Genomic DNA, 566 nt, shown 5'->3' on the forward strand with positions numbered 1-566 from the left:
AAACCAGATGGATCAACATACCCATCAGGAAGTAAGGTAGTGATTCCAGGTGAAAATAACACACCAATCGAAGTTATAATTGGAGACAATGGTTCAGGTGAAGTACCAAATGACAAACTTCCTAAGAAAGATGTCCCAGGAAAAGGAACAGTAACAGAACCGAATAAGAAACCATCACAACCAGTAGATGTGACAACACCAGCTCAGAAGACACCAACACTAGATGTTGAACAAGATCCTAAGACAGGTGACGTTATAGTAACACCTAAGAAACCAGATGGATCAACATACCCACCAGGAACTAAGGTAGAAATCCCAGGTAAAGATGGAAACACAATTACAGTTACAATCGATGAAGAAGGTAAAGGTAAAGTACCAAACAGTGAATTACCAGAAGGTAAAGTACCAGGGACAGCTAAGATTACAGAACCAGGTAAATCAACTGTGGAAGTTCCTGTAATAACACCAGCTAAGGTAACATCAGGTAAAGTAACACCAGATGAAATTAAGAAAGAAACTAAACGTTTAGCTAATACAGGTACAACTGAAACTAATACTGGATTAGC

The 566-nt window shown here is 38.9% G+C and carries 1 protein-coding gene; it reads left to right on the forward strand.

Going from position 1 to position 566, the window contains the following annotated elements:
- On the forward strand, positions 1–566 hold a 566-nt coding region (locus tag HMPREF3186_RS09145), incomplete at both ends, for a hypothetical protein (protein ID WP_197415018.1).

The sequence above is a fragment of the Gemella haemolysans genome, assembly GCF_001553035.1.
Lineage (GTDB): Bacteria > Bacillota > Bacilli > Staphylococcales > Gemellaceae > Gemella > Gemella haemolysans_B.